This is a genomic window from Bradyrhizobium sp. CIR48 (assembly GCF_014198315.1).
Taxonomy (GTDB): domain Bacteria; phylum Pseudomonadota; class Alphaproteobacteria; order Rhizobiales; family Xanthobacteraceae; genus Bradyrhizobium.
The window spans coordinates 248,723-269,687 of record NZ_JACIHG010000003.1 but is presented as its reverse complement, the minus strand read 5'-3'; the positions used below and the strand labels follow the sequence as shown (position 1 = coordinate 269,687).

At 61.4% G+C, this 20,965-nt stretch carries 12 protein-coding genes and 6 pseudogenes; 13 read left to right on the top strand and 5 right to left on the bottom strand.

The features are described from left to right. The first annotated feature begins 45 nt into the window (after nucleotides 1–45). From GGD66_RS11480 to GGD66_RS11475, 3 pseudogenes are all read left to right on the top strand, one after another. Nucleotides 46–4,197, top strand: a pseudogene (locus tag GGD66_RS11480) (strawberry notch C-terminal domain-containing protein). Next, nucleotides 4,197–4,384, top strand: a pseudogene (locus GGD66_RS41365) (DNA primase); the annotation flags it as partial. The pseudogenes GGD66_RS11480 and GGD66_RS41365, both read left to right, overlap by 1 nt. Nucleotides 4,385–4,494: 110 nt before the next feature. Next, nucleotides 4,495–5,514 (top strand): annotated as a pseudogene (locus tag GGD66_RS11475) (toprim domain-containing protein). Between the two features lie 285 nt (nucleotides 5,515–5,799). Here the strand turns inward: GGD66_RS11475 and pcaB are convergent. The 3 genes and pseudogenes from pcaB to GGD66_RS11460 form a co-directional block, all read right to left on the bottom strand. Further along, nucleotides 5,800–7,191, bottom strand: coding sequence for a 3-carboxy-cis,cis-muconate cycloisomerase (gene pcaB, locus GGD66_RS11470; protein WP_183257767.1), 1,392 nt, complete (start codon nucleotides 7,189–7,191; stop codon nucleotides 5,800–5,802). A gap of 310 nt (nucleotides 7,192–7,501) precedes the next feature. Continuing rightward, nucleotides 7,502–8,248 (bottom strand): GntR family transcriptional regulator, encoded by a 747-nt coding sequence (locus GGD66_RS11465; protein WP_283814472.1) that lies wholly within the window; start codon nucleotides 8,246–8,248, stop codon nucleotides 7,502–7,504. A gap of 189 nt (nucleotides 8,249–8,437) precedes the next feature. Then, nucleotides 8,438–8,778: pseudogene (locus GGD66_RS11460) on the bottom strand (aminotransferase class III-fold pyridoxal phosphate-dependent enzyme); the annotation flags it as partial. On the opposite strand from GGD66_RS11460, the pseudogene GGD66_RS41360 reads away from it, so the two are divergent. From GGD66_RS41360 to GGD66_RS42380, 6 genes and pseudogenes are all read left to right on the top strand, one after another. Next, nucleotides 8,765–9,130 (top strand): annotated as a pseudogene (locus GGD66_RS41360) (aminotransferase class III-fold pyridoxal phosphate-dependent enzyme); the annotation flags it as partial. The pseudogenes GGD66_RS11460 and GGD66_RS41360 sit on opposite strands and share 14 nt — an antisense overlap. A gap of 938 nt (nucleotides 9,131–10,068) precedes the next feature. Continuing rightward, nucleotides 10,069–10,980: an SDR family NAD(P)-dependent oxidoreductase gene (locus GGD66_RS11455; RefSeq protein ID WP_210321543.1), complete on the top strand. Its 912-nt coding sequence runs from the start codon at nucleotides 10,069–10,071 to the stop codon at nucleotides 10,978–10,980. An 89-nt stretch (nucleotides 10,981–11,069) separates the two neighbouring features. After that, entirely contained in the window at nucleotides 11,070–11,456 is a 387-nt protein-coding gene (locus GGD66_RS11450; RefSeq protein ID WP_183257765.1) for a Zn-ribbon domain-containing OB-fold protein, read from the top strand. Beyond that, nucleotides 11,453–12,628 (top strand): thiolase, encoded by a 1,176-nt coding sequence (locus GGD66_RS11445; protein WP_183257764.1) that lies wholly within the window; start codon nucleotides 11,453–11,455, stop codon nucleotides 12,626–12,628. Before GGD66_RS11450 ends, GGD66_RS11445 begins: the two co-directional genes overlap by 4 nt. A 43-nt stretch (nucleotides 12,629–12,671) precedes the next feature. Next, nucleotides 12,672–13,829, top strand: a complete 1,158-nt coding sequence (locus GGD66_RS11440) for an acyl-CoA dehydrogenase family protein (protein ID WP_183257763.1) — start codon at nucleotides 12,672–12,674, stop codon at nucleotides 13,827–13,829. A 115-nt stretch (nucleotides 13,830–13,944) separates the two neighbouring features. Then, a pseudogene (locus GGD66_RS42380) lies at nucleotides 13,945–14,250 on the top strand (aldehyde dehydrogenase family protein); the annotation flags it as partial. Between the two features lie 663 nt (nucleotides 14,251–14,913). Here GGD66_RS42380 and GGD66_RS11430 read toward each other — a convergent pair. Together GGD66_RS11430 and GGD66_RS11425 are read right to left on the bottom strand one after the other, a co-directional pair. After that, on the bottom strand, nucleotides 14,914–15,684 hold the full coding sequence (locus GGD66_RS11430; RefSeq protein ID WP_183257762.1) for an enoyl-CoA hydratase/isomerase family protein: 771 nt from the start codon (nucleotides 15,682–15,684) through the stop codon (nucleotides 14,914–14,916). Then, nucleotides 15,681–16,760, bottom strand: coding sequence for a LacI family DNA-binding transcriptional regulator (locus tag GGD66_RS11425; RefSeq protein WP_183257761.1), 1,080 nt, complete (start codon nucleotides 16,758–16,760; stop codon nucleotides 15,681–15,683). The genes GGD66_RS11430 and GGD66_RS11425 overlap by 4 nt, the downstream gene beginning before the upstream one ends. 281 nt (nucleotides 16,761–17,041) lie before the next feature. Between GGD66_RS11425 and GGD66_RS11420 the strand changes: the two genes are divergently transcribed. The 4 genes from GGD66_RS11420 to GGD66_RS11405 are packed head-to-tail and all read left to right on the top strand — an operon-like array spanning nucleotide 17,042 to nucleotide 20,691. Then, nucleotides 17,042–18,193, top strand: coding sequence for an acyl-CoA dehydrogenase family protein (locus tag GGD66_RS11420; RefSeq protein WP_312014108.1), 1,152 nt, complete (start codon nucleotides 17,042–17,044; stop codon nucleotides 18,191–18,193). Further along, nucleotides 18,190–19,257 carry an acyl-CoA dehydrogenase family protein gene (locus tag GGD66_RS11415; protein ID WP_183257759.1) on the top strand — a complete coding sequence of 356 codons (1,068 nt, stop codon included), beginning with the start codon at nucleotides 18,190–18,192 and terminating at the stop codon, nucleotides 19,255–19,257. Before GGD66_RS11420 ends, GGD66_RS11415 begins: the two co-directional genes overlap by 4 nt. Next, nucleotides 19,254–20,465: a CaiB/BaiF CoA-transferase family protein gene (locus tag GGD66_RS11410; protein WP_183257758.1), complete on the top strand. Its 1,212-nt coding sequence runs from the start codon at nucleotides 19,254–19,256 to the stop codon at nucleotides 20,463–20,465. Before GGD66_RS11415 ends, GGD66_RS11410 begins: the two co-directional genes overlap by 4 nt. Beyond that, nucleotides 20,458–20,691, top strand: a complete 234-nt coding sequence (locus GGD66_RS11405) for a nuclear transport factor 2 family protein (RefSeq protein WP_183257757.1) — start codon at nucleotides 20,458–20,460, stop codon at nucleotides 20,689–20,691. The genes GGD66_RS11410 and GGD66_RS11405 overlap by 8 nt, the downstream gene beginning before the upstream one ends. Nucleotides 20,692–20,965: the final 274 nt, after the last annotated feature.

Here is a 20,965-nt window from a genome sequence, read left to right as displayed (position 1 = left end):
GCCTGATGGTTCGACCCCTTCCTGCTCTCCGAAAAACATCCTGCCATGACCGAATCTCTCACCGGCGGCGCCGCCGCCGCGCCGCTCTCGATGCGTGCTGCTGCAAGTCTCACCAGCGCCGCCGTCAGAGCCGCGCGACAGCTCCTGACCGATCTCGAATGCGGCCGTCGCATTGATGCCGCCGTTCTGCGTAGCGCCATGGAGGCGGCCTTCGGCGCCTCGGACGCTGCCGGCATCTGGAACTGGAAGACTGCCTATGACGTCTGCGAGGCGGCAACCGTTCTATTCCTACGCACGTTCGGCCCGGCCATGCGCGCCAAGGCTGGCTCGACGGCCGCCATGCTGCCGATTCTTGCCAGAATCGCGAACTGTCTGCCTGCCCATACGCGGCGCTCCGAGGACAGTCAGCGTTTCAATTCTCGACGCCGATTCCGCTTGGGCTCGCCGCATGCAACGCAGCCGGCATCACGCCGGCTGATCGCGTGCTCGAGCCGTCCGCCGGGACCGGTTTGCTTGCCATCCTTGCCGAACTCGCCGGCGGCGCTTTGGTATTAAACGAGTTGGCTGAGGCGCGCGCCGACCTACTCGACCAACTGTTCGCCAATGTTGAGGTCACGCGGTTCGACGCGGCCCAGATCGATGACCATCTCGATGCGAGTATCAGACCTATCGTCGTCCTGATGAACCCACCGTTCTCACCGCTGGCGAATTTCGTCGACGGATGGCTGACGCGGCTCTCCGGCACATCGCTTCAGCCCTGGCACGCTTTTGTGACGGTGGGCGCCTCGTCGCCATCGTCGGCGAGAGCTTTGCGCCGGACAACCCGGCATGGCGCGATGCCTTTGGTCGTCTCCAGGAACGCGGGCGGGTGGTGTCTTCCGCCGCCATAGACGGCGCTGTTTACGCCAGGCACGGAACGCACACCGACACACGGCTGCTTGTGATCGACAAGCTGCCCGCCGCGGATCCGAACGTCTTTCCCGCTTCATCGGACATGGCGGGCGATGTCGCCACCTTGCTTGACTGGGTGATCCAGCATGTGCCTTCGAGGTTGCCCATCGCGACGCCGGTAGCGGTCAACGCCATCAGGCGGCCTGCAATATCACGATCGGCCGGCGCCTCTGCGCCACACGCTTCGAGTGGCGTAGCGCCCGAAGGCGTAGAACTGATCTACGAGACGGTCGAATGGTCACCGCGGGAAGGCGCCCGACTGACCGATGCGCTTTATGAGGAATACGGATTGCAGTCGATCCGTATTCACGGAACGTGCGCACATCCGACCAAGCTCGTGCAGTCCGCGGCGATGGCGTCCGTTGCGCCACCGAAGCCATCCTACCGTCCACGCCTGCCTTCGAATCTCTTGGCAGATGGAGTTCTGTCGGACGCACAGCTCGAGAGCATCATCTATGCCGGCGACGCGCATTCCGAATGTCTCGCAGGCTCCTGGACTGTCGACGCGACCTTTGATGTCGTGGCCGCCGCGCGCGACGACGACGAAAACGCCGTCCGCTTTCGCCGCGGCTGGTTCTTGGGCGATGGCACCGGCGCGGGCAAGGGGCGCCAGGTCGCCGGTATCCTGATCGATAACTGGCTCAAGGGCCGCCGCCGCGCGGTCTGGATCAGCAAATCCGACGAGCTGATCGAGGACGCGCAGCGCGACTGGTCGGCGCTCGGCATGGAGCGGCTGCTTGTCACGCCGCTATCACGTTTCCGGCAGGGTACGCCAGTCCGCCTCGCCGAGGGCGTCCTATTTACCACCTATGCCACGCTGCGCACCGACGAGCGTGGCGAAAAGCTTTCGCGGGTCAGGCAGATCGTCGAATGGTTGGGCTCCGATTTCGACCGGCGCCACCACGGTCCACAACCTCTCTTATGCCCAACGCCTCGGTCTCTGGGGGCGGCGCCGACTTCCCGTTCGCCACGCGCGCCGAGTTCGTCGAAGCGATCGAGGAGGGTGGGGTCGCGGCGATGGAGGTGCTGGCGCGCGATCTCAAGGCGCTCGGCCTCTACGCGGCTCGCTCGCTCTCGTACGAGGGTGTCGCGTACGAGTTCGTCGAGCACCAGTCAGGAGCAGGTTCGCATCTACGACGCCTATGCTGATGCGTTCGGCATCATTCACAACAATCTCGACGCCGCGATGCGAGCGGCCAACATTACCGGCGAAACCGGAACGCGGAACGGGCAAGCAAAATCCGCCGCCCGCTCGGCCCCTTCGAGAGCAGCGAAGCAGCGCTTCTTCGGGCATCTCCTGACCTCGATGAAGACACCGTCGCTGATCCGTTCGATCGAGCACGATCTTGAGGCTGGACACGCGGCGGTCATCCAGATCGTGTCGACGGGCGAAGCGCTGATGGAGCGCCGGCTCGCTGAGATCCCGACTGAAGATGGGGCGACGTCCAGGTCGACATCACCCCGCGCGAGTATGTCCTCGACTATCTCGCCCATTCCTTTCCGGTTCAGCTCTACGAGCCCTTCACCGACTTGGAGTGCAACCTCTGCTCCCGGCCTGTCTATCGCGATGGCCAGCCGCTCGAGAGCCGGGAGGCCGTCGCCCGCCGCGATCGTTTGGTCGAGAAACTCGCCTCACTACCGCCGGTACCCGGCGCGCTGGATCAGGTCATCCACCGCTTCGGCACCGACTTGGTCGCCGAAGTAACTGGCCGCTCTCGCCGCATCGTTCGCAAGGAGGACCGCTTGGTGGTCGAAAATCGCGCGGGCTCGGCGAACCTCGCGGAGACCTCGGCCTTCATGGATGATGTCAAACGTATGCTCCCGTTCTCCGACGCCGGCGGCACGGGAAGGAGCTACCATGCCGAACTGTCGGCCCGGAATCGCCGCCTGCGAGTCCATTACCTGCTCGAGCCCGGCTGGAAGGCTGACGCCGCGATCCAGGGGCTCGGCCGTACCAACCGGACCAACACAAGCGCAGCCACCGCTATTTCGGCCAATCGCAACCGATGTGAAGGCCGAAAAGCGTTTTCTCAGCACCATTGCCCGCCGGCTTGATACGCTAGGCGCCATCACCCGCGGCCAGCGCCAGACCGGAGGGCAGGGCCTGTTCCGGCCCAAGGACAATCTCGAAAGCCCGTACGGGCGTGATGCCTTGCGTCAGCTCTACACGCTGCTCGCGCGGGGCAAGGTCGACGGCTGCTCGCTTGGAAGGTTCGAGGATGCAACCGGCCTGAAGCTGACAGATGCCAATGGCTCAAGGATGATCTCCCGCCGATCACCACCTTTCTGAACAGGCTGCTCGCGCTCACCATCGGCCTACAGAATATCCTCTTCACCGCCTTCGAGCAGCTCTTGACCGCTCGGATCGAGGGCGCGGTTGCATCCGGCACCTACGACGTCGGGCTGGAAACGCTTCGCGCCCAGAGCTTTGTCGTCACTGACCGGCGAACGGTCCATGTCCATCCGGGCACAGGCGCCGAGACCCGGCTGATCACGATCATCCAGCGCCAGCGCAACCATTTTGTAAATCTGGATGACGCTCTCGCGCGACTTTCCGATCGCCGAGCTGTTCTGCTGATCAATGAGCGCTCGGGATGGGCCGTGCAGGTGCCGGCGGCGAGCGTCATGCTCGACTACGGCGAGATCGAGCGGCGCGTCAGCCTGGTACGGCCGATGGAGCAGCATACGGTCCCCTTGACCCATGATGGCGGAGAGCCATTGGGCCGAGGCGGACCGTGAACGCTTCGCCGCGGCCTGGCTGGCGGAGCTTGCCGAGATCCCAGAGTTCACCGAAAGCACAATCCACGTCGTGGCGGGCCTGCTGCTGCCCATCTGGAAGCGGCTGCCGAACGAATCGACCCGCGTCTATCGGCTTCAGACCGACAAAGGCAAGCGGATCATCGGCCGCAAGGTTTCTGCGACTTGGGTCGCAAGCGTCCTTGCGGCGGACGCACCCGCGCTAACGCCGGACGCTGCCTTTGCCGCGCTGATGGAGGGACGGACCGTCCGCGATCTCGCAGAGGAGCTCCAGCTTCGCCGCGTCCGAGTGATGGGCGCATACCGCATCGAATTTTCGGGCTTCAACGACACGATGCGCGATCGCCTCCGGGCTTACGGCCTCTTTTGAGGAGATCATCTCCTGGAAGCTGCGCATGTTCGTGCCGACGGACACAAGCGGCGTCGAGATCCTGTCGAAGGTGCTCGAGACCTATCCGGTTGCGCGTCGGTGAACGGGAGGCCGCGTGATGTCTCGCGATGCTTCCGAACTGGCACACCGCCTCGCCCGCGAAGCCGAGGCGGTCTGCCGGCATTATCTCTCCAATGGGAAGCGGGCGGGGCGGTACTGGTGGTCGGCGACGTCCACAACACGCCAGGCCGCTCGTTGTTCGTGCGGCTCCAGGAATCGGCGAAGGGCCCCGCCGGCAAGTGGACCGAATATGTTGCGCTGAGAGTTATGTTGCGCATTTGCGATTGGGGGCTGTCTCACAGACGGTTAACAGCTTCTACGCAACATAATGCTAGTGCGCTGCGGGGGGGGGCGTGATGCCCCGCGACGCTTCTGAACTGGCGCGCCGCCTCGCCCGCGATGCCGAGGCGGTATGCCGCCATTATCTGTCCAACGGGCGGCGTCAGGGCCGCTACTGGACGGTGGGCGACGTTCGCAATACGCCCGCCGGTCGATGTTCGTCCGGCTCAGCGGGCCGGACTCCGGTCCCGGCGCTGCCGGGCAGTGGAGCGATGCCGCCTCGGCCGAATTTGGCGATCTCCTCGACGTGATCCGCGAGAGCTGCGGTTTCATCGACTTCCGCGATGTCGCCGAGGAGGCACGACGCTTTCTGAGACTGCCGCGCGCCGAACCGGGCCGCAGCCCAAAGCCCGCTCGTACACCCGTCCCTGCCGGATCGTCGAAAGCGGCGCAGCGGCTCTTCGCCATGTCGCAGCCGATCCGCCGGACGCTCGTTGAGACCTACCTGTGCAATCGCGGCATCAAAGCTGTCCACGATGCGGGCGCGCGGCGGTTTCATCCACGCTGCTACTATCGGCCTGACGAGCATAGCCCGACTGAGAGCTGGCCGGCGATGATCGCCGCCGTCACCGATCTTTCCGGCGCCATCACCGGCGCACATCGGACGGCTTCGGCAAGGCGCCGGTCGGCACGCCGCGACGGGCCATGGGCCGTCTCCTCGACCATGCCGTCCGCTTGGCGCGGCCGACGACGTCCTCGCTGTCGGCGAAAGCATCGAGACGATGCTGTCGCTGCGCTGTGCGCTGCCTGCCATGCCGATGGCTGCCGCGCTCTCGGCCAACCACCTTGCCGCCCTTCTGCTCCCGCCGGCGCTGCGTCGGCTCTACATCGCCCGCGACGCCGATGCGGCGGGTGACACGGCGCTCGCCGCATTGACCGAACCCGCCGAAGCTGCGGGCATTGAGGCGCTTGTCCTGTCTCCGCGGATGGGCGACTTCAATGAGGACCTGCGTGCGTTCGGCCTCCGCGCACTGCGGGCAGCCCTGCGCATCCAACTCGCGCCGCAGGATGAGTGCTTCTTATTATCAGATGATTGAGCGGCTCCTACCAGCATAGCTTTCATTATGGCGCCCGGTGCGGAAGCTTGAGCCTTCACCAACATGGAGGCACAAGTAAGCGAGCCGGCCACATGGCTTCGTCCGGAGACGCAAGATCGTCATCGGCTCGCAACTCGAGTAGTCGATCCGGCTAAGCCTGCCTTGCGGATCTGTCCTCGCGTTTCTTCGATCGCGTAGCGACCCGCCTGCTGACGATATCCGCGGATGGGCGACAAATTCAGCCAAGGGCGACGTCTCGATATTTTCATGCATGGCAATGCTCCACTAACTGTGCGAGTTCGCAGGCGCAGGAGCGTGGCATCCCCTGAGCCGAGCGTATTCGGCCAGCACGCGATCGACGACTTGCGGGGCTTGGCCCAGGTAGTTTGCCGGGTCGCACACAGCCCGCACATCATCAGCGCTGCCAAGCGCCTCGACGATGCTGGGATAGGCGAGCAGCACATCGGCGAGCGAACGGCTCTCTGTAGCGGCTACTCGACAGGCGTCATAGACGACTTCGTGGGCCTTCTGTCGCCCTAGCTTTGGCGCGGCAGCCATCATGACCGCCTCGGCGACAATAAGCCCACCGCTTATGCCCAAATTGGCACGCATACGGTCTGGATGGACAATTATGCCGCCCAACATGAACTTGGCTTGGGCGAGCGCGCCAGCGGTCAAAACGAAGCTGTCCGGGATCGCAATCCATTCGACATGCCAAGGGCCTGTAGCCCGCTCAAGATCATGTACCATTCCGTTGAGCATGAGAGCGACGTTTTGACGAACCGCCATTGCGCAGGCCAGCATTAACTCCGAAGAGATTGGGTTGTGCTTTTGCGGCATGGTCGAGGACGCCCCGCGCCCCTTGACGAAAGGTTCGGCGACCTCCGAGAATTCGGTCGTCATAAGAAGCGTGACATCCGTTGCGATCTTCGCGAGACTACCGGTGACTAAACCGAGAAATGCGACGACCTCGGCAAGTCCATCGCGCGCGACGTGCCAGGGTGCGGTGGGTTGTTGCAACTGCAGATCTTGGCAAAAGGCCTCTTGAACCGACAGTCCTTTATTACCGAGCGAAGCGAGTGTGCCCGCCGCACCGCCCAACTCGCCGGTTAAGACCCGCTGCTTGATCTGCTCGAGCCTCTCGACGTGGCGATTGATCATCGACATCCAGATCGCGGCCTTATAGCCGAAGGTGACTGGGAGAGCTTGCTGAAGGTGGGTGCGTCCGGCCATCGCCGTGAAGCGGTGGCGTTGGCACAATTTGGACAGCGCTTCCTGAACCTCCCTGAGGTCGCAAGCAACCAGATCGAGCGCCCTGCGTATCTGGAGGATTGTTGCCGTGTCCATAATGTCCTGAGTTGTCGCACCCCAATGGACATATCTGCCGGCCTCGCCTGACGCCTCCGCCAATTGGTTCACAATCGCTACGATCGGGTAACCGACAATCTCAGTTTCTCGTCGCAGGCGGTCGAAGTCGATCACAAGCCCAGCCGCGGCTTGGGTGATAGTGCTGGCTGCTTGCTCAGGGACTATGCCGAACCGCGCTTCCGCCCGGGCCAGCGCGGCCTCGACATTCAGGTAATTCCGCACGAGTGCTTCATCTGAGAAAATTTCGCGCATCGCCGGTGTTCCGAACATGTCGCGAAAGATCAGGGATTCCGTGACGGTGCTCGGCATATCCAGCTCCTTCTATGTTATCGGAGCAGCGAGCGGCCAACGCCGCCGTCACGGTGACAAGCTCCTAAACGACTCGAATATGTTCGAACTTATAAAAGGTCAATAGGTACGAACATAAACATTCATCAACCGCGCTCGATCAGTTACCCCCCAGCTTCATTGCGGTCGCGGAAGCGAGGGCGTTTGCGGCGCGTCTCCGTCGGCACTTGCAACGTGCGGATGCTTAACAATTTCCGCCTGAGTGACAGCGACGGCACCAGACTTTCGCATATGGCTAGGCGATGAACTGGAGACTGCAACCATCCGATACTCAGCCAACCGACGAATTTTGTCTCAACAGTCTCGATTCATAGTGAAACCGGTCGGCTGGATGATAGCTGCGGCTCATGAGATAGACCTTGGCCTTCGAATCCAGGTAGCGCCGTTCGATCTCCAAAACAGGCATACCGGCTTCGACGTTGATGGCCTGAGCAACCAGCGCCGACACTCTCGTCGCGCGGATGGACTGCCGAATTTCGGCCGTGCGCCTTCCGCAATCCTCCTCGACGAGTGATGCTATCAGGCCCTGGTAGCGGCGCACTCGAGACTTTACGGCCCGCCCGATTTCCGCGTCGATATAAACGTCGGTCCAGCAGATTGGGAGAGCGGACTTAGTGCGGCTTACGCGCAGACTGGTAACACGGACCCATGTTCGTCCGGGAGAGCAGCCGAGCCGTAGCGCGAGTTCAGGGTCAACCGCTTCTTCGACGATGTCACGCACCACGCGCTTAGTCTCAACGCCGTATTGCGCGACGTCCTCGATCGTCGCGAGCGTCTGATGAAAGCTTTCAGGACCGTTGGTTGGCCTCGCGGCTTCAACCCGCGTTCCCGCATTCCGTTTTCGGCTGATCATGCCGGCGTCCTGAAGGCTGCGGAGGGCAGCCCGGATCGTTGACCGGCTGACACCCAATTCTTCCGCCAACTCCAATTCCTTGGGCAGCGTGGTACCTACCCGATACGCGCCCTCGGAAATGCGTTGCATGAGCGATCTTGCGACGTAAGCCCAACGTGTCTCCAAGATCTTTAACTCCCCTTGCTCCGGCTCTGGCAGTCGCTTCTACCGCATCGATATAGAAAGGGTAGGCCCTAGGTTCGAACCTTAACAGAAATAGGTTACGACCTATCAACGATTTCGCTCATTTGTGCCTTGTCTATCTCTAAATCCCCGCTCGACCTAAGGACGCGGCTCAATCAAGATGGCCGCCAAGAGCGCCGGTTGGTTCGCCTCCGATCCTGAATTGGCGAAGAACACTTTTGACATTGGCACCGGCGCCAAGGCGATGAGTCGCTCTGCCAGTTCAACCGCTGGCTGGTGTGTTTTTCCGTCAAAGCTTTGAAAGAATGGCAACGTCTTCATTTGCCGCAAAGCAGCGTCCACGAGACGCGGTTCACTGAGCGCCTCGATGTAGCGATTGCCCTCGTTGTCGACTACATAAATCCCGTCGCCAGCCGCGATGACGACGGGCCCGTCCTGTTCATGACTTGCCACATTGGTATAGGATGCAGCACACTGGCGATATCGCGAGCGCGAATCGATACCGCGATCAAGCTGGTATGGTATTTTCACAATGCCATCAGAAAGCCGAAGATCATTTCTCGAGGCGAAAGCTTACCACGGAGTAACGATTGCAACCGCCAGCCTAACAGGTCTTCCGAACAATCATTTGGACTTTGACCTTCCTATCGCTGGGGTTCTGCATACGGACTGCCCTAGCTTTTATCGTTACGGCAATCCAGGGGAGACTGAGGAGGGCTTCGCAACCGTTGCGCCGATTCGCTGGAAAGGCTGATTCTGCGGGAAGGGCCTGAAACGATTGGTGCCTTTACTGCCGAGCCGATGCAAGGTTCTGGCGGAGCCATCGTCCCTCCCCGGACCCAGTCCGGGAAACGCGAAGCAGTAGAAGATTTCCGGCGTGTCTATCCCATGCTTCGAGATGTCCTATTGAACGGTCTTGGTCCGGCCCGATAGATCGAACTTATGATGGTCTACCCTTGCTTGGAACGTTGCCGGGAGCCCGTCATATCGCCTACGGAGTTGGTCGGAGCGGCAACGGCGCAAATCCGAGCCGCAGTGGCGGTCGAATTCTGGCAGGCTTAGCCCTCGAGCGGAAAGAACGATAGACCTCTAACGGACTTGTGAACCGTCGAACACGCAGATTTCCGGCCAGAGCCGTTTCGCTACCTCGAAGGGAGTTAGTTAGATCCGTGTTGCGCCGAGATCGGGCTGAACTTGCCCAGCGCAAGCCAGCAAAGCTCGACGTGCTACTCACCGAGCGTGCTCGTGCCGGTCTTGAAGATAGGAACTAGATCTCGTGTGATGGCTCGATTGCCTGCGGGTTCTGGTGCGCGGAGGAGCTTGGTCCTATCGCAACTCTATTTTTCGGGCGTGCGTCAATTCAGATGTAGGCCGCGCTCATCCACTCCGTCGGGGCATTGGCGTGCCCACCCACGTCATGATGTTGATGACCTTCTCGAATCCTGCATAACCGCGGCGAACACGTCGCGCAGCCGTGTGCGGATGTCTAACCAAAGCACGATTCTTTCCCGAACGTTGTCCAGAGCGCCATGACGGTTGCGCCAACACGAACGTCCGCCGAAACAAGGGACCGTGCGGTAGCCTGCGTCATGGTCTTTCCCGTCGAGGCCATTTTGGAAGCCGAATACCGAGCCTGTCCACCGCCCTACACAAGTCGGCCGCATTGACACTTGCAGTATGTTCGTACATATCGTTATGTACGAACATAACAAGGTAGAGAACACCTTGGCCGGCAGCACCTGGGAACGCTAGACCGACAAGGCATCCACCTGGTTTGGTGCCGCAAAATTGGAGCAGTCAAGATGAGCATGGTTCTCGATAAGGTCGTCGTCGTCACCGGCGCTGGCGGCGGCATCGGGCGCGACGTTGCCCTCGCGATGGCCCGCGAAGGAGCGATGGTCGTTGTGAACGACATTGGCTCCTCGGTGTCGGGTGAGGGCGAGGACACAGGCCCCGCGCAGTCGGTCGTGAACGAGATCAAGGTGTTTGGCGGGCAAGCTGTCGCGAACACCGACAGCGTGTCGGAATTGGCGAGCGCTGGGTCTATCGTCCAGACGGCGCTCGAGGCGTTCGGCCGGATTGATGTCGTCGTGAACAACGCCGGAATCCTACGTGACCGATTCTTCCACAAGATGAGCCCCGAGGAGTGGGACGCTGTCATCAAGGTTCACCTGTACGGCAGCTTCTACGTGAGTCGCGCCGCCGCGCCGCATTTCAAAGAGCAAGAGAGCGGTTGCTACGTCCACATGACGTCCATGTCGGGCTTGGTAGGAAACTACGGCCAGGCGAATTATGCGGCGGCGAAGCTGGGGATCGCGGCGCTGTCCAAGTCGATCGCGCTAGACATGCAGAAGTTCAACGTGCGTTCGAACTGCATTTCGCCCTTCGCCTGGAGTCGTATGATTGGCTCGATCCCCACGGACTCGCCAGAGGAACAGGCGCGACTCGATCGTCTGAAGCAGATGACACCTGCCAAGATTGCGCCATTGGCGGTGTGCCTCGCGAGCGACGTTGCTAAGGAAGTGAACGGCCAGATCTTCGCGGTGCGCAACAATGAGATTTTCTTGATGAACCAGCCGCGGCCGTTGCGCTCGGTCCATCGCAGCGATGGTTGGACGCCGCAGACCGTTGCCGCGCATGCGCTGCCTGCACTCAAGGCAAGTTTCTACGATCTCGACAGATCCGGAGACGTCTTCTGCTGGGATCCTGTCTGATTGCTGGCCCCAGCCAGAGCCAGACTACCGCGAGGCATGGAACGCGATGCCAAGAGCCCGCGGAGGACGGGGCTGAACGAGGATATCAAATGACAAACCCCTTAGGCGTCGAAGCCTTACACCTGGTCGAACTCAAGGACGGACGCTTTCTAATCCAGCGCTGCACGAGTTGCACGAAGCACGTGTACTACCCGCGAGAAATCTGTTCGCATTGCGGCAGCGCGGCGCTCGAATGGACTGCCCCCAAAGGCATGGGCACGGTCTATGCGGTAACCACGGTCCGGCGCAAACCTGCCGAAGGCGGTGACATCAACGTGTCGCTCGTGGATCTCGACGAAGGCGTGCGTCTCATGAGCCGTGTCGAGAGTCTTCCGTCCGATGCGGTGAAAATCGGCCAGCGCGTCAAAGCGCGCGTTCACGTGAAGGACGGCCAGGGCATTGTCGTGTTCGACATCATCGAAGGGAGCGCGCCATGAACACAGCGCAGGAGTTGCGTGGCAGCGCCGCCATAGTCGGCGTCGGCACATTCGGCAACGGTGAATCTCCCGGCTTCACTGACATGGAGTTGCTCGCGCGTTCGGCGCATGCGGCTGTAAGCGATGCAGGGCTGAGGATGAGCGACATCGACGGCCTGTGCACCGCGAGCGCAGGTGCTTCCATGTGGACCATGCCCGTCGTCGAGTACTTGGGTTTGAACCCGAAGTACATCGATGGCACCATGATAGGGGGAGCGAGCTTTATCGCGCACCTGCTGCCCGCGATGCAGGCGCTCCGCTCTGGGCAGTGCAGCGCGGTGCTCGTGTGCTACGGCAGCGCGCAGCGCACGAGTGCTGTCGGCCGCCGGGAAATCGGGCAGCTACGGCGTATCGTCGACCCGCAGCCCTATGAGCATCCATACGAGCCGATGCTGCCGCCCTCCGCGTACGCGCTCGCTGCGTCTCGTCACATGCACGAGTTTGGCACGACGCGTGAGCAGATGGCGGATGTTGCCGTGGCAGCCCGTGCGTGGGCTGGCCTAAATCCCGAAGCTTTCATGCGTGATAGGCTCACGCGCGAGGAGGTGCTGAGCTCACGTATGGTCTCGGACCCGCTTTCCATACGCGACTGCTGCCTCGTCACGGATGGAGGTGGCGCGTACGTGCTGGTGAGCGCGGCGCGGGCGAAGACACTACCGAAGACGCCAATATACGTGCTGGGAAACGCGACGGCCGTCTGGCATCGCCAGATCTCATCGATGCACGACCTGACGGTCACGCCGGCAAAGCAGTCGGGCGCCACAGCCTTCACGATGGCTGGTATGAAGCCCGGTGATATCGATGTCCTCGAACTCTATGATGCGTTCACGATCAATACCATCCTGTTCCTGGAGGATCTCGGATTCTGCCCGAAGGGCGAAGGCGGGCGCTTCGTCGAGAACGGCAACATCGCGCCGGGCGGAAAGTTGCCTGTCAACACAAACGGCGGCGGACTGTCATGCACACATCCAGGAATGTACGGCATCTTCGCGCTGATCGAAGCCGTTCGCCAGTTGCGCGGTGAAGGCGACGAACGACAAATTAATGGCGCCCGAACCGCGCTTGCGCACGGCAATGGAGTGACACTCTCAAGTCAGTCGACGGCGATCCTCGGTACCGAAGAGACGCTTTAGCCAATATCAGCCTAGCTAAACCCAACGACGAGATCGCAGTTCGATGATCAGAGACCCCGAAATCCTTCAGTCCCTGCTCGACTCTGTCGAGCGATTCGTGCGCGAGCGGCTCGTGCCGGCGGAGCATATTGTTGCCGAAACCGACGAGATTCCAGACGAAATCGTCGATGAGATGAAGGACCTTGGACTCTTCGGGCTCACCATTCCAGAAGAATATGGCGGGCTTGGTTTGACGATGGAAGAGGAGTCCCTTGTAATTATGGCGATGGGCCAAACATCGCCAGCGTTCAGGTCAGTCTTCGGCACGACGGTTGGCATCGGCTCACAGGGAATTTTGTTGGACGGACTGGAATGGCAGAAGAAGAAGTACCTGCCGAAGCTCGCGACCGGAGAGATTCGCGCTTCATTTGCGTTGACTGAGCCCGAAGCCGGATCTGACGCCGCATCGCTACGAACGACAGCCGCGCAGGACGGCGACTTCTACATTGTGAATGGCACGAAACGCTTCATTACGAACGCGCCGCAGGCCAACATATTTACTCTCATGGCGCGCACGAATCCTGAGGACAAGAGCGCGAGCGGGGTAACTGCGTTCATCGTTGAGCGCGACACACCCGGCATCACGATTGGCAAGCGTGACAGCAAGATGGGCCAGAAAGGCGCGCATACAGCCGACGTGATCTTCGAGAACTGCCGCGTCCCGGCCTCACAGATCATCGGCGGCAAGGAGGGCCAAGGTTTCAAGACGGCGATGAAGGTTCTGGAGAAAGGCCGCATTCACCTCGCCGCCCTCGCCGTTGGCGGCGCAGAGCGTATACTCCGCGATGCGCTTAATTACGCGATCGAACGCGAGCAGTTTGGCCAGCCGATTGCTGAGTTTCAGCTCATGCAGGCCATGCTCGCCGATAGTCAAACGGAAATCTACGCCGCGAAGTGCATGGTAATCGACGCGGCACGCAGGCGGGATGACGGAAAGATCGTCTCGACCGAAGCATCATGTTGCAAACTCTTTGCTACTGAGATGTGCGGGCGTGTCGCCGATCGCGCAGTGCAGATCTTAGGTGGAGCGGGCTACATCGCCGATTACGGCATCGAGCGCTTCTACCGCGACGTCCGCCTCTTCCGCTTGTACGAGGGGACGAGTCAGATCCAACAGATCTTGATCGCGCGCAACATGATCAAGGAGGCAAAGCACTCGTGATGACGCTGAAGGTGGGAATGGTATGGATGAGAGCACGAACATGGGTCCCCCTCATCAGCCAAAAGCGCCTGAGTGCGATTGAAGATCTGGTGGGTGACGCCCTCGCAAAAAGGGCGCGAAAATAGAGACTGGTGCCCGCCGGATCGGCAATAAGGGGTTCTTTTACCAGCCGACATGTGTCTTGCTTGGACACGTCGATGCAGGTCATGAACGAGGGCCCTTCGGCCGAGTGGCGCTTATGATCCCGTTCCGGGAGTTGCAAGACGCAGTCTCCGAGTCGAATAGGCTACCGTATGGGCTGGGCCCCTATGCCTACACGCGCTCGCAGTCTAAGGCCGCCGTCGGCAATGGCTTGCAGTGCGGTATGCTCGGAATCAATCATGTGGGCATCGCTCTCCCGGAGACGCTTTCGGTGGCGTGAAGGATTCCGGCTATGGTTCCGAGGGGGCGCAGAAGGAATCGAGCCTTATCTGAGCGTTAAATACATCTCTCAGGCGGCTCTGTGACCGCCGACCCTTCAGGTTACGAAAATTTCATCTGGGTGAGTGACATGCAACGTACCACCTTTTGCGGGCTCGAGTGCTCCGACGACCGACACCGAGCTTCGGTACGTCTACGAGAATGGCCTCGTCGCCTTCCCCACCATGGCCGTCGTTCTTGCGCATCCCGGTCGCCGGTCGGATGGCGATAACTGCGTCCGTGCATGCCAGACTATTTCGGGTCGACCAGGCACTCGCTATCGCGCCGGCTCATTACCTTCCGCACACAAAACGAACGATGACACCCGAGAAGCGTCAGTTTCGTGGTTCAATGGCTGGCTATATGCTCCCCCGTCAACAATTCACCGGGCGGCCTCACGACCGACCGCGCATGATTCGCGGCCATGTAGGTCATTACTTCTCGTCCGTATGCCGGTGCGCCTTGTTCTAGCCCCATAATGTGCCATCGCGTCGATCGCCCGGGCGGATCGGGAAGCGTTTGGTTTTGACTAGGAGGTCGTTCAGCGGAGCAACGCGTCCCGCGATAGGAACGGATCTACTCTCACTGGATTGTGCATTGCACTCGACATTTGACTGCATCGTGGTCACCGACCCTCAAATCGAGGCGTGCGGCGCTCCGCCATAGCTGTCACACCTTCCACATAATCTGCCGTGCGGAAATGACGCTCCTGCTCCGCGAGCTCGTGGTCGGTCGCTCGCTCAACCGCTTCAGCAAGCCCCTGCCGAAGCGTCGCTCGAACCGACTGTACTGCAATCGGCGCCGAGATCGCAATTTCCTGAGCGAGCTCAAGGCCGGCCTCGCGCATCCTGTCCGCAGGCACGAGAGCATCAACTAAACCGATTCGGTGTGCCTCGGCACCCGTAATTCGCCGGCCTGTATAGAATAGGAGAGCCGCCTGCTGAGGTCCGAGAACGCGCGGCAGGACAACGCTTAAGCCAAAACCCGGGTGGAAGCCGAGACGACTAAAATTAGCACTGAAGCGCGATTCTTCCGAGGCGACGCGGAAGTCAGCCACCATGGCAAGTCCAAGCCCGCCTCCGATCGCCGCGCCTTGTATAGCGGCAACAATGGGTAGCGGTGAGCGATAAAGCCGCACCGCGTGCCGGTAGAGGCTGTCGCCGGTTGGGGCGCCCGACGACCCGATCGTGGCCTCCGGCCGGCGTGAGAGATCAGCGCCAGCGCAGAAATTCTTGCCGGCGGCACAGAGCAAGATTGCTCGCATGCCTTGCGCAGCCAAGTCGTCGAACGCTTCAGCGATGCGGCTCACAAGCGGGATGTCGAAGTAGTTATGCGGCGGTTGATTGATCTCGACAACACCGACGCGATCCTGAGCGGTGATGAGAACGTCGCTCATTTGGAGACTTCTCCGCGTGGCTCGCGTTTGAGGACGTGCGTCCGCGAGGCATGCCATTCCGGGGTCACCTCCGCCGTTGATGCCCGGATGAGAAGCTCGACTTCAACGTGCTCGATGATCCGCTCTTCCTCGCCCACAATCAGTGCGACGATGGCGCGAGCACTGCGCTCCCCTATTTCGGCGATTGGTACACGTACAGTCGTGAGCGGCGGGTCGATGAGACCGGCCATCTCGACGTCGCCAAAACCGGTGACGGACATTTCTCGCGGGATTGCGATGCCCGCGCGGCTGGCGGCGTAGACTAAACCGATTGCCAGCATGTCGCTGCAGCATATAACCGCGGTCGGAGCGTGATCGAGGCGCCGAATTGCCTCTATTAGGCCCGCCCCTGCTTTCAATGAGAACGGCGCCTCGATCCGTGCCTCTGGCGGGCAAGCGACGTCGTGGGCGGCAAGTGCTTCCAGCGCCCCGGTGACGCGAGCCTTTTGGCGCTCGTTCCCGGCAGTTGGGCCTGAGAGAACGGCGAATCGCCGGTGCCCGAGAGCGAGAAGGTGCCGCGTCGCGAGCACCGCCCCTGTGCGGTCGCTCACCCCGACAGAGGATTGTCCGTTGCGTCCGTCGAAGGACCAAGCAGCAAGCGTGGGAATACCAGCGGCCTCGATCAGCCGGCCCAGACGCGGGTCGTGATCGCCGCCCACAAGGACGAGACCGTCCGCCCCGCGCTCGATGAGTCCACGCGCCGCATCGACCTCATTCCCGAGGTTATATTCATGCGAAGCGACAAGCAGGTGGTAGCCGCGCTCGGCGAGCGTGCGCTGCAGCGCCTGTACGAAGTCCGCGTAGATCGGGTTGCTGATGGTCGGAAGGATTGCCCCAATCGTGCGCGATCGGCGTGAAGCAAGCGCTCGGGCCGCGCCCTGAATCACATAGCCGAGTTGCTGCGCCGCCTCGTGAACGCGATCTCGTGTCGCGGGCCGCACAGCCTCCGGGCTCGAGAGCGCGCGCGATGCGCTGCCCAGCGACACCCCGGCGAGGCGGGCGACGTCCTCAAGTTTTGGTTTCTTGATACCTTCCACCGTCTGAATCCCCTCTTTCAAAAGATACTGGACCGATTTGACAAGCCCTTCAAGGCGCGGTTAACTTGAAGCGCTTCAAATAGCAATTAATGATACAACACTAACGCATATGCGACACAATGAAAGCGCATTCAGTGCGGTCCCGGATGGGCTTGGTTCGAGGTCAGGGAGGGCGATGGTATGAATCGATTCAGGCGCCGTGAATTCTTGCCGACCCTGCGGGCTGAGCCTGCCGCAGTCCCGATTGCATGCGGGGCAGACATGATCCTTGGGGCGGCAGCGTGACCGACAAACTTCAGTTCAGATCCGTGCGCCTGCCAGAGGAGGCTCAAGCTCTACGTCGCGAGGTTCGTGACTTCCTCGTCCGGACACGGGAAGAGGGCGTTTACAAGCCGGGTGGCAACTCGTGGGCGACATTCAACGCCGCATTTAGTCGTCGATGCGGCGAAGCAGGCTACCTTGGTATGACGTGGCCAGTCGAAGTAGGTGGCCACGGTCGCTCCACCCTTGAACGCTATGTTATGGTTGAGGAAATGCTTGCAGCAGGCGCGCCGGTCGGTGCCCATTGGGTCGCCGATCGGCAGAGCGGCCCGCAAATCCTACGCCACGGCAGCCCGCGCGCCCGACGCGAAATCCTGCCCGGCATCGCGGCTGGCACCTGCTTCTTCGCGATCGGCATGAGCGAGCCGGATGCGGGCTCCGACCTCGCGGCGGTGCGCACCCGCGCCGTCCGGGCGGCTGGCGGCTGGCGCGTCACTGGCACGAAGATATGGACCACATTCGCGCATCACGCACACTACGTGATCGTTCTCGCGCGCACCGCTCCGGCTGGCGATGTTCGGCAATCCGGCCTGACCCAGTTCGTCTGCGACCTCGGGAAGCCGGGGGTCGAAGTTCGCCCGATCGTGAACCTTGCCGGGACGCACGAGTTCAACGAGGTGATTCTTAATGACTACTTCGTCGAGGACGACTTCGTCGTTGGTTCCGTTGGGGAAGGATGGTCGATGGTTACCGCTGAACTCGCCTTTGAGCGAAGCGGCCCCGACCGCTTCTTGTCCGCCTATCCACTTCTGGAGCGCGCCGTGGAACACATCCGGGAAGGTCGGCCTGACGACCGCGCTGCTGAGGCAATTGGAGGTCTTGTCGCCCGCCTCGCCACGCTTCGGCATATGTCGACCTCAGTCGCCGGCATGCTGCAGGGTGGCGAGAATCCGATGCTGCAGGCAGCTATAGTGAAAGATCTCGGCACTGCATTAGAGCAGGACACCCCAGAGGTTCTCAGACCGATTCTTGACGTGGCACCGTCCTTAGATGATGGACCTCTCGCGCGTGAGCTGGCTCATACGATCCTTCACGCGCCATCATTCTCTATCCGCGGCGGCACCCGGGAGATCTTACGAGGAATTATTGCACGAGGGGCAGGGCTGCGATGAGCGAGATGCGCGAGATACTTCTTGACCAGACTCAAAGGCTTCTTGCCGATACCTGCTCGCCAACAGCGCTTGCGGCGTTGGCAGTGGGCGATTGGTCGGCCGCGATTTGGGCGGCTTTCGACGAGGCCGGCCTACCGTACGCCCTAGTCGATCCGGACGTGGCGGGCTCAGGTGCCGACCTTGAGGATGCGATGGCGCTCGTGCGGCTTTGCGCGCGCCATGCTGCGCCTCTCCCTGTTGGTGACACGATACTCGCGAACTGGCTCTGGTGCCGCGCCGGCGGAGAGCCTCTTCAGGCACCGGGCGCCCTAGCGGCAGACGCACGAGGGATCGTCCTCTCCGAGGAAAGTGGTGGGTACCGGCTAGAAGGGGCGATTGAAGACGTTTCCTGGGCCAGCCTTTCCGAGATCCTGCTGGTCGTCTCGATGCCAGATGGCCCGCAGTTCGTGCTGGTGCCGGGATCCTTCGGCACTATCAACCCGGACTGCAATCTCGCCGGAGAGCGGAGGGACAATGTCCGGTTCGACAATGTCGCCTTGGCCCCCGACCGCGTCCGACCCATGCTGAGCGACTTCGGCCCGGGCGTGCTGGAGGAGTTTGGTGCACTCGCACGCTGCGCGCAGATGGTCGGTGCTATGGAGGCCGCCCTTGAACTTTCCATAGAATATGTGAACACGCGCAACCAGTTCGGCCGCCCCCTTGCGAAGTTTCAGGCGGTGCAGAATCAGGTCGCTGTCTCCGTGTCGCAGGTCGCGGCCGCCGCCGCGGCGCTCGACGCGGCAGTTGAGGCACCCTCGCTTCAATTTCGTCTAGCCGTCGCAGCCGCGAAGGTGTGTATCGGCGAAGCGGCAGGCACGGTGGCGGCCATAGCACACCAAGTCCACGGCGCGATGGGATTTAGCGCTGAGTACTCTCTACAGCGCCACACGCGCAGTCTCTGGTCTTGGCGCGACGAATTCGGATCGGAAGCGCTCTGGCGTCGGCGTCTCGGCCATCATGTTCTCAGAGCGGAGTGCGGACTGTGGGCGGCGCTGACGGATATGCCAGGAAGGACAATTCAATGACAGCCAAAGGACCTCTTGCCGGCATTCGGGTCGTCGATCTTACCACCGTCATTATGGGACCCTACGCCACGCAGATCCTTGGTGATCTTGGCGCCGACATCATCAAGGTCGAAAGCCCCGAGGGCGACTCGTTGCGCAACTACCGGCCTCTGCGCAACGAGGGCATGGCGGGATTTTTTCTTAACCTGCACCGCAATAAACGCAGCGTACGGCTCGACCTCAAACAGTCAGAAGCGCGGGATGCGCTCCTTCGCCTTACGGCAACTGCCGACGTCTTTGTGCACAACATGCGCCCTCAGGCAATCGCGAAACTTGGGCTCGGTCGCGACGCGGTCCGCGCACAGCGGTCCGACATTGTTTACTGTGCTGCAGTCGGGTTCGGGGGGAATGGCCCCTACGCCACCCGCGCCGCCTACGACGACACTATCCAGGCTGCGTCCGGCTTGGCGGCGTTGATGGGGCGGCAATGCGGAAATCCCGCGTTCGTGCCAAGTGTGATCTGCGATAAGGTGGCGGGACAGCAGGTGGCGAACGCAATCCTCGCGGCGCTCCTACACCGCGCACAAACTGGCGAAGGGCAGACGCTTGAGGTCCCGATGTTCGAGACCCTCGTCGCCTTCAATTTAGTGGAGCACATCGGCCCTTACGCCTTTGAGCCGGCGCTCGACGAGCCCGGCTGGAAGCGGGTCCTGAGCCCGATGCGTAAGCCGTTCCGGACGAAGGACGGATTCGCCTGCATCCTTCCCTATTCCGACCGCAACTGGCGCGACTTCTTCACTTTCGCTGGCCTCGCAGAGGCCGGAGCGGATCCGCGCTTTTCGAGCCTTGCCGAGCGTGTGCAGAACGTGAACGTCTTGTACACTCTTGTCGAAGAGATCGCCCCGCTCTTTACGAACGCCGAATGGATGGGGTTCTGTGACCGAGCAAGCATTCCGGCGATGCCTGTCCTCGACCTCGTCGATCTCTGGATCGACCCACACCTCACGGCGGTCGGCATGTTCCGTGTCGAAGAACACCCGAGCGAGGGCCGCTACAAAGTCGTGCGCCACCCGGTCGAATTTGAGCGCACGCCCGCCCAGTTGCGCCGCCACGCGCCCCGTCTCGGCGAGCACACGCAAGAGATACTCGCCGAAATTGGTTACTCCGCGGCGGAGGTCGTGGAACTGACTGACCCCAACCGTGAAGGAGCTCCTACCTCTCATGGCTGACCGTGACAACCCGAACTTGCACGCCCTTCTTCGCAGTTTTAGCGCCGCGATTGCGGCGGGGGATGGCGAGGCCCTTGCGGATTGCTTCACGCCGGATGGCATCTATGACGACTACTTCTTCGGTCCGCGGGAGGGGCGCACCGGCATCATTGAGATGATCTACCACTTCTACCAAGGGGGACGGGATTTTTCACTGGACCTTCTCGGACACTTTATCGACGCCTGATCTCGCGTTCGCACCCTACAAGTTCAGCTACCGCTCCACAGCGGACGGCGCCGGTCCGGGCCGGGTGCTGTTCGATGGAGTAGCTCGGCTGGAACTAAAAGGCGGTCGGATCGCCCACTATTCAGAGGTATTCGACCGCGGCATGGCGTTAGTACAACAGAATTTTGCGCCTGACCGTATCGCGGACATAGCGCGTCGATACGCAGATAGGCTCAGAGAGAGACCCGAATGGTCAGATCATACTAGAGCTTATTGAACCCAAGCCTGTAGTCGA